Source organism: Acidovorax sp. KPB24-07 (genome assembly GCF_057543315.1).
In genome coordinates, this window is the sequence record NZ_BAAJYS010000017.1 from 26,292 (window position 1) to 33,921 (window position 7,630).

Annotated in this window: 9 protein-coding genes; 5 read left to right on the forward strand and 4 right to left on the reverse strand. The window is 63.1% G+C overall.

Translation table 11 applies throughout. The annotated features are described in order from the left end of the window. Positions 1-625: 625 nt before the first annotated feature. Positions 626-1,108: an Hcp family type VI secretion system effector gene (locus tag AC27IQ_RS04325; RefSeq protein ID WP_284430784.1), complete on the forward strand. Its 483-nt coding sequence runs from the start codon at positions 626-628 to the stop codon at positions 1,106-1,108. A 245-nt stretch (positions 1,109-1,353) separates the two neighbouring features. Here AC27IQ_RS04325 and guaA read toward each other — a convergent pair whose 3' ends face one another. Together guaA and guaB are read right to left on the reverse strand one after the other, a co-directional pair. Further along, positions 1,354-2,973: a glutamine-hydrolyzing GMP synthase gene (gene guaA, locus AC27IQ_RS04330; RefSeq protein WP_284402196.1), complete on the reverse strand. Its 1,620-nt coding sequence runs from the start codon at positions 2,971-2,973 to the stop codon at positions 1,354-1,356. 75 nt (positions 2,974-3,048) lie between these two features. Next, positions 3,049-4,524 carry an IMP dehydrogenase gene (guaB, locus tag AC27IQ_RS04335; RefSeq protein WP_272552260.1) on the reverse strand — a complete coding sequence of 492 codons (1,476 nt, stop codon included), beginning with the start codon at positions 4,522-4,524 and terminating at the stop codon, positions 3,049-3,051. Between the two features lie 105 nt (positions 4,525-4,629). Between guaB and AC27IQ_RS04340 the strand changes: the two genes are divergently transcribed. Continuing rightward, a complete protein-coding gene (locus AC27IQ_RS04340) occupies positions 4,630-5,145 on the forward strand; it encodes a DUF4124 domain-containing protein (protein ID WP_487088479.1) in 516 nt (171 codons plus the stop codon). A gap of 75 nt (positions 5,146-5,220) precedes the next feature. Here AC27IQ_RS04340 and AC27IQ_RS04345 read toward each other — a convergent pair whose 3' ends face one another. Beyond that, positions 5,221-5,577 carry an RnfH family protein gene (locus AC27IQ_RS04345; RefSeq protein ID WP_317358652.1) on the reverse strand — a complete coding sequence of 119 codons (357 nt, stop codon included), beginning with the start codon at positions 5,575-5,577 and terminating at the stop codon, positions 5,221-5,223. Further along, positions 5,570-6,010 carry a type II toxin-antitoxin system RatA family toxin gene (locus AC27IQ_RS04350; protein ID WP_272568720.1) on the reverse strand — a complete coding sequence of 147 codons (441 nt, stop codon included), beginning with the start codon at positions 6,008-6,010 and terminating at the stop codon, positions 5,570-5,572. Before AC27IQ_RS04350 ends, AC27IQ_RS04345 begins: the two co-directional genes overlap by 8 nt. Positions 6,011-6,150: 140 nt before the next feature. Between AC27IQ_RS04350 and smpB the strand changes: the two genes are divergently transcribed. The 3 genes from smpB to AC27IQ_RS04365 all read left to right on the forward strand — a co-directional run. Further along, on the forward strand, positions 6,151-6,624 hold the full coding sequence (gene smpB / locus AC27IQ_RS04355) for an SsrA-binding protein SmpB (RefSeq protein ID WP_272568719.1): 474 nt from the start codon (positions 6,151-6,153) through the stop codon (positions 6,622-6,624). A gap of 100 nt (positions 6,625-6,724) precedes the next feature. Beyond that, positions 6,725-7,108 (forward strand): COG4315 family predicted lipoprotein, encoded by a 384-nt coding sequence (locus AC27IQ_RS04360; RefSeq protein ID WP_487088482.1) that lies wholly within the window; start codon positions 6,725-6,727, stop codon positions 7,106-7,108. Positions 7,109-7,135: 27 nt separating this feature from the next. Further along, a partial coding sequence (locus AC27IQ_RS04365) for an RNA polymerase sigma factor (protein ID WP_487088484.1) occupies positions 7,136-7,630 on the forward strand: 495 nt, incomplete at its 3' end.

Consider the following 7,630-nt stretch of genomic DNA (forward strand, 5'->3'; position numbering starts at 1 on the left):
TTTCACGCTTTTGCGCATCTATGTCGTGGAAGTTGAAGAACGAATCAAGTCAACTCTGAGTGCCCTGCGCACCGAGCCCCAAGGCAGAGATGAAAAGCAGGGGCACTTGCCGCCAAACAGGCCAAGTGGGATTGTGGACGGGGTTCCTGCACGCACGACCCGGGTCTAGCCCTGGCGTGCTGCCGCAGCATCATAGAACAGCGACAGGCCCGGGACGCTGTAGACCCCTCAGATCGCAGCATCCAAACAAGACCCCTTGCCATCACGCCATTTTTTTGGAAGTGGCGAGTCTACCTTCACATGCGGTAAACCCGTTACCTATGGAAGCCAATTCAAACTGCAAAACAAATTGTTTCTTCTGTTTCTTTGGGGCGCCAATTAGTCCGAACTTGCATCACCGAAATGACATGCGGCACTCTTATGATCGCCGGCAGATAAACAGATCACGGATCGGCATCGCAATCGCGGTCCAGAGGGAGATCGCCGCACAGGCATTTATTTTTCCTCTTGCTGCCTTTCTACACAGTGACTGTTTCTTCAGGTCAGCGCGTCCCGTCTGTTGAAGGGCCCGCAGACTTTTCATTGACTTTGCGTACCAAACATCGCAACTACAGGAGAAGCAATAATGTCAGTCGATATGTTCATGAAGGTCGAAGGCGCCAGCGGTGAGTCGCAAGACTCCAACCACAAGGGCTGGACTGACATCAACTCGTTCACCTGGGGTGCCACCCAGCCGAACTCCATGGCCAGCGGCGGTGGTGCCGGCGCCGGCAAGGTCACCTTCCATGACCTGAACATCGTGGCCGCCATCGACAAGTGCTATCCGGCCGTGCTCAAGCACTGCTCCACCGGCAAGCACTTGGGCCAAGTGGAAATCTCTCTTTGCAAGGCCGGTGGCACGCAAATCGAATTCGGTAAGATCACCCTGACCGACGTGATGGTGACCAGCGTGACCGTCAGCGGCACCGACGGCAGCGACTCTGTCCTGGTGAACTATGCCTTCCAGGCAGCCAAGGTCAAGACCCAGTACTGGGAACAAACCAACCAAGGCGGCAAGGGTGCGGAAAGCCAAATGGGCTTCAACATCAAGGAAAACAAGGAAGCCTAATACGCTTCTTGGCCAACAAAAAAAGCCACATTCGTGTGGCTTTTTTTATGGCTTAATTTTTTTCTTCGACGATCCATTATTTGGAGTCGGACCCACCTTATCGCGGGCTATATCCATCCGCGGCCGACCGGTATAAATTGTTCCCTGAATAAAAGTCAAAGCCGCAAATCGGAACCAAACGCCAGCGGTTCAGATGCCCCCGGCAATGGGACATCCGCTCCATCTGCCATCGAGGAGACGCCAGTTCATTCCCACTCAATCGTCGCGGGCGGCTTGCTGGAGACGTCGTAGGTCACTCGATTGATCCCGCGCACCTCATTGATGATCCGTCCGGACACTTTCTTGAGCAGCGCGTAAGGCAGCTCTGCCCAATCCGCGGTCATGAAGTCACTGGTTTGCACGGCGCGCAGGGCCACCACGTAGTCGTAAGTGCGCCCATCCCCCATGACACCCACGCTTTTCACGGGCAGGAACACGGTGAAGGCCTGGCTCGTCAACTCGTACCAGCTCTTGCCAGTGCCTGGATCAATGAAATTGCGCAGTTCCTGAATGAAGATGTCGTCGGCGCGCCGCAGCAAATCGGCGTATTCCTTTTTCACTTCGCCGAGAATGCGCACGCCCAGGCCCGGCCCGGGGAATGGATGGCGGTACACCATTTCGGGCGGCAGCCCGAGGGCGACGCCCAGTTCGCGCACCTCATCCTTGAATAGATCGCGCAGCGGCTCCAGCAGCTTCAAGCCGAGTTGCTCAGGCAAACCGCCGACGTTGTGGTGGCTCTTGATGGTGACGGCCTTCTTGCTCTTGGCGCCGCCCGACTCGATCACATCGGGATAGATGGTGCCTTGCGCGAGGAAGGTGGCACCCTTGTGCCCCTTGTCGCCCGCCTTCAGTTTGGCGGCCTCTTGCTTGAACACCGTCACGAACTCGCCGCCGATGATCTTGCGCTTGGCTTCCGGGTCGTTCACGCCTGCCAGCTTGCCCAGGAACAGATCGCTCGCATCGACACGAATGACATTCGCATGCAGCTTGCCCTGGAACATCTCCATGACCAAGTCGCCTTCGTTCAAACGCAGCAGGCCGTGGTCCACGAAAACGCAGGTCAGCTGATCGCCGATGGCGCGGTGAATCAGCGCCGCCGCCACCGAGGAGTCGACCCCGCCGGACAGCCCCAGGATGACTTCTTCGTCGCCCACCTGGTCGCGGATTTTCTGGACCGCTTCGGAGATGTAGTCCCCCATGATCCAGTCGGGACGCACGCCGCAGATACCGAGCACGAACCGCTCCAGCAGCGCCTTCCCCTGCACGGTATGCGTGACTTCCGGGTGAAACTGCACCGCATAAAACTTGCGCTCTTCATCCGCCATCCCGGCGATGGGGCAGCTCTCGGTGCTGGCCATGAGCTTGAAGCCCGGGGGCAGTTCCGTGACCTTGTCGCCATGGCTCATCCACACGTTGAGCATGCCGTGGCCTTCTTCCGTGGTGAAGTCGGCAATGTCGCGCAGCAGTTCGGTATGGCCCCGTGCACGCACCGCCGCGAAACCGAACTCGCGCTTGTGCCCGCCCTCGACCTTGCCGCCCAGTTGGTGGGCCATGGCCTGCATGCCGTAGCAGATGCCCAGCACGGGAACGCCCAGTTCGAACACGGCTTGCGGGGCCTTGTCGGTGGTGTCCTCGTACACGCTGGCATGGCTGCCGGAGAGGATCACCCCTTTGAGCGAACCATCCTTGGCATATTCGCGGATCCATTCATCCGTGACATCGCAGGGGTGCACTTCGCTGAGCACATGCGCCTCGCGCACTCGTCGCGCGATGAGTTGGGTGACCTGGGAGCCAAAATCGAGGATGAGGATTTTCTGGTGTTGCATGGCAGGCGGCGGGGAGAGGAAAAAACAAAGGCCCGAACACCGCAAGAAGGGTTCGGGCCTGAGGTGGCGACAAGATCAGTCGGCGCGGTAGTTGGGCGCTTCCTTCGTGATCTGCACATCGTGGACATGGCTTTCGCGGATGCCTGCGGTGGTGATCTCGACGAACTCGGCCTTGTTGTTCATTTCTTCGATCGTGGCGCAACCGCAGTAACCCATGGCGGCGCGCACACCGCCCGCCATCTGGAACACGATGGAGACCATCGACCCCTTGTAGGGCACGCGGCCTTCGATGCCTTCCGGCACCAGTTTGTCCGCATTGGGGTTGCCTGTGCTGGACTCCTGGAAGTAACGGTCCGCACTGCCCTGCTGCATGGCGCCGATGCTGCCCATCCCGCGGTAGCTTTTATAACTGCGGCCCTGGAACAGGATGACCTCGCCCGGCGCTTCTTCGGTGCCGGCAAACATGCCGCCCATCATCACGGCGCTGGCGCCGGCCGCCAACGCCTTGGCGATATCGCCGGAGTAACGGATGCCGCCATCGGCGATGAGAGGAACGCCCGTGCCACGGAGCGCCGTGGCCACGTTGTCGATGGCCATGATCTGCGGCACGCCCACACCCGCCACGATGCGGGTCGTACAGATGGAGCCCGGGCCGATACCGACCTTGACACCATCGGCGCCGGCTTCCACCAAGGCCAGCGCAGCAGCGCCCGTGGCAATGTTGCCGCCGATCACGTCGATCTGCGGGTAGTTCTGCTTGACCCAGCGCACCCGGTCGATCACGCCCTTGCTGTGGCCGTGGGCCGTGTCCACCACGATGGCATCGACTCCGGCCTTCACCAGCGCTTCCACGCGCTCTTCCGTGCCCTCGCCCACGCCGACAGCCGCGCCGACGCGCAGGCGGCCAGCGGCATCCCGGGCGGCATTGGGAAAGCTGGTTTGCTTGGTGATGTCCTTGACGGTGATCAGGCCCTTGAGCTCGAACGCGTCATTGACCACCAGCAGCCGCTCGAGCTTGTGCTTGTTGAGCAAGGCCTTGGCCGCGGCGGGAGAAGTGCCTTCCTTCTCGTTGACCGTGATGAGCTTGTCGCGCGGCGTCATGATTTCATGCACCTTGACGTCGTAGCGCGTTTCAAAGCGCAGGTCGCGCCCCGTCACGATGCCGACGACCTTGCCACCGTCGCACACCGGAAAACCCGAGATGCCCAGTTGCTCCGACAGTTGCGACACCTGCAGAACGGTGTGCTCGGGCGTGATGACGACGGGATCGCGAACGACACCGGACTCGTACCGCTTGACCTTGGCCACGTGGGCGGCCTGCTCCTGCGGCGTGAGGTTTTTGTGCACGATCCCCATCCCGCCCTCTTGCGCGATGGCAATGGCCAGGCGCGCCTCGGTGACCGTGTCCATGGCGGCGGACACCAGCGGCAGGTTCAGGGAAATATTGCGGGAGAGTCGCGTCGCGAGGGACGTGTCCTTGGGGAGGACCTGGGAGTACGCTGGCACCAGCAACACATCGTCGAAGGTGAGCGCTTTTCCAAGAAGGCGCATGAGAAAGCTCCAAAAAAAGGATTGTACCTGCGGGCCGTGCGTGTGCTCGCGTTGTGGCTTGGCAACCATGGCGCCAAGGGGCTTCGGCCGCTAAACTTGCATCGCATGAAAACCCCCCAGCTTCTTTTGGCCGCCCTCGCCTGCACGTGGGCCATGGGCGCTGCGGCGCAATGGCAGTGGATCGACAAGGACGGCCGCAAGGTCTTCAGCGACCGGCCGCCGCCAACGGAGATTCCGCAAAAGAGCATTCTCAAGCAGCCCGGCGGCAATGCGATCTCGGCCCGCCCGGTTGCCGTGCCGCCTGCGGCGGATGGGGCTTCTGCCGCCATGGCGGCAGCCAGTGCGCCACGCCCCAGCGGGAAAGACAAGGAACTGGAAGAGCGCAAGGCCCAGGCCGACGCGGCAGAGGCCGCCAAGAAGAGGGCCGACGACGAGCGCCAGGCCAAGCTGCGGGCCGAAAACTGCGAGCGGGCACGGCAATCCAAGGCAGCGATGACATCCGGCCAATTGTTCAGCCAGACCAATGCACAGGGAGAGCGCGTGTTCATGGACGAATCCGCCAAGGCCGCGGAGGCCCGCCGCGCCGACAGTGTGATCGCGTCCGAGTGCGCGCCGCGCTGAGCCGGGCAGAACCCGGCACGGTCACTGGATGACCACCCGCAAGGGCATGTCAAATACCCCCGTGCCCGCCAGCCCTCAATAGCCGGCCTTCGCACCCGGCCGGCGCTGCGCGAACAGGCCGGTGGACCGGGCCCCCTGGCGGGCGAAACGCTCGCGCCGCGCCACCTTGGGGTCCACCACCAAAGGCCGGTACAGCTCCACCCGGTCCCCGTCCTGCAAAACCTGGTCGGGCGCCGCCGCCCTGCCCCATACGCCGCAGGCGCTGTCGCCCGCAGCCAGCCCGCAGGCCTTCAATGCATCGGCCAGGGTGGCCCCCCTGGGCAACGGCAAGACCCGCTCCACGGTCGATCGGGGTGCCGAGGAGTGCACCACCGTCACCGTCAGCCACTCCACCGCCGCCCCAGCAGCGGATGTGTCCGGCCTGTCAGCCATACACCTGCTCGGCGCGCTGGATGAACGCGTCCACCATCGTGCCGGCAATGCGATCGAAAACCGGCCCGACCAAGGCCGCCAGCGCCACGCTGTCGAAACCATAGTTCAGCGTCAGCTCGACCTTGCAGGCGCGCTGCGAGCCGTCTCCCACGGGATGGAAAACCCAGTCGCCGTCCAGTTGCGAAAATGGCCCCTTGACCAGGCGCATCTGAACGCGGCGCCCGGCCTCCTGCGTGTTGCGCGTGACGAATGTCTTGCGCAGCCCGCCCAGCGCGATGCCAACCTCGGCCGTCATGCCTTGTGCGTCCTGGTCCAGCACGGCCGCGTGGTCGCACCAGGGCAGAAACTCCGGGTACTTGGCCACATCGGTGACGAGGGCGAACATTTCCTCGGGGCTGTACCAGATCAAGACGGACTTGTTGACGTTTTTCATGGATGAAGCATGGCGCCCAGGGCAAAGGGCCGGATGCCCTACGGAGGGCCTGGAGCGCGTGGGCCTAAAATCTTGGAAGCGAGACGACAACGATTGTAGGGAGGGCTTTCATCTCCCGGTTTGCGCCGCACCTATAACCCATGGCCAAAAAACCCGAAACACAGTCCCGCATCGCCGACAACAAAAAGGCAGCCTACAACTACTTCTTCGAGGAACGCTACGAAGCCGGCATGGTGCTGCACGGCTGGGAGGTCAAGGCACTGCGCGAAGGCAAGGTGCAACTGACCGACGGCTACGTCGTGATCCGCGAAGGCGAGTTGTTCCTGATCGGCTGCCAGATCAACGCCCTCAAGACTGCCTCGACCCACGTCAGCCCCGAGGCGGCGCGCACCAAGAAACTGCTGCTGCACCGGCAGGAGATCGACCGCCTGATCAACAAGGTCGAGCAAAAGGGGTACACGCTGGTGCCGCTCAACCTGCATTGGAAGGATGGCCTGGTGAAGTGCGATTTCGCGCTGGCCAAGGGCAAGGCGGAGCACGACAAGCGCGACACCATCAAGGACCGCGAAGGCAAGCGCGAGGTCGAGCGTGCGATGAAAAGCCGCCACCGGTAATTTTTTCGGCGGTGCAGGGAATAAAAGCGCATCCTTCGGTGTTCATCCAGGTGCAGGGCCGCATTTCGCGTCGCCCGCACCCGATCGACTGGAGACACCCATGATCCGTATCGCTTCCTCTGTGGCCACCGCCGCCTTTGCACTGGCGCTGGCCGGCTGCTCTTCCATGATGACGGCGCCGGCTGGCGTCCAGGCCAAGGACGGCGCACTGACCGGCCCCAACGGCATGACCCTCTACACCTTCGACCGCGATGCGACGGGCAGCGGCAAATCGGTCTGCAACGGCCCCTGCGCCACCAACTGGCCGCCGCTGATGGCCGGCAATTCCACCCCGACCGGCGACTACAGCGTGGTGCGCCGCGACGACGGCAGCAGCCAGCTGGCCTACAAGGGCAAGCCGCTGTACTACTGGGCCAAGGACGCCAAGCCAGGCGATCGCACCGGCGACGGCGTCAACCAGGTCTGGCACACCGCCAAACCCTGATCCGGGACCGGCCCAGCGCCCGCCCCCATGGACCGGATCGTCGAGCACCTGCCCAGCCTGCGCCGCTATGCGCGGGCCCTGACCGGCAATGCCTGGGCCGCGGACGATCTGGTGCAGGACACGCTGGAACGCGCGTGCCGCAAGTGGCTGCTCTGGCGGTCGGGCAGCGATCTGCGGGCGTGGCTCTTCACTCTGATGCACCACCTGTACCTGAACCAGCAGCGCTCGGCTTCGGCCCTGCCGCTGCTGGACATCGAGGCCGTGCAGGACAGCCTGCAGGCCCCGGCGCCCGCATCGGACGACGCCATCGACCTCGATCGCTGCCTGCAGCGCCTGCCCCCCGACCAGCGCGCGGTGCTGCTGCTGGTGACGCTCGAAGACATGGACTACGCGCAGACGGCCCGCGTGCTGCAGATACCCGTCGGCACGGTGATGTCGCGCCTGTCTCGCGCGCGGGCACGGCTGCGCGAACTGATGCACGCGCCCGCCGCAGCGCGCCTGGCGCCCGGTGACGCCCCGCCC

What these genes read in the sequence shown, in the direction of transcription:
- AC27IQ_RS04345 (WP_317358652.1), bottom strand. Translation starts at nt 5,577, where the DNA reads ATGGCTGACAGGCCGGACACATCCGCTGCTGGGGCGGCGGTGGAGTGG.
- guaA (WP_284402196.1), bottom strand. Translation starts at nt 2,973, where the DNA reads ATGCAACACCAGAAAATCCTCATCCTCGATTTTGGCTCCCAGGTCACC.
- AC27IQ_RS04325 (WP_284430784.1), top strand. Translation starts at nt 626, where the DNA reads ATGTCAGTCGATATGTTCATGAAGGTCGAAGGCGCCAGCGGTGAGTCG.
- AC27IQ_RS04350 (WP_272568720.1), bottom strand. Translation starts at nt 6,010, where the DNA reads ATGAAAAACGTCAACAAGTCCGTCTTGATCTGGTACAGCCCCGAGGAA.
- guaB (WP_272552260.1), bottom strand. Translation starts at nt 4,524, where the DNA reads ATGCGCCTTCTTGGAAAAGCGCTCACCTTCGACGATGTGTTGCTGGTG.
- smpB (WP_272568719.1), top strand. Translation starts at nt 6,151, where the DNA reads ATGGCCAAAAAACCCGAAACACAGTCCCGCATCGCCGACAACAAAAAG.
- AC27IQ_RS04360 (WP_487088482.1), top strand. Translation starts at nt 6,725, where the DNA reads ATGATCCGTATCGCTTCCTCTGTGGCCACCGCCGCCTTTGCACTGGCG.
- AC27IQ_RS04340 (WP_487088479.1), top strand. Translation starts at nt 4,630, where the DNA reads ATGAAAACCCCCCAGCTTCTTTTGGCCGCCCTCGCCTGCACGTGGGCC.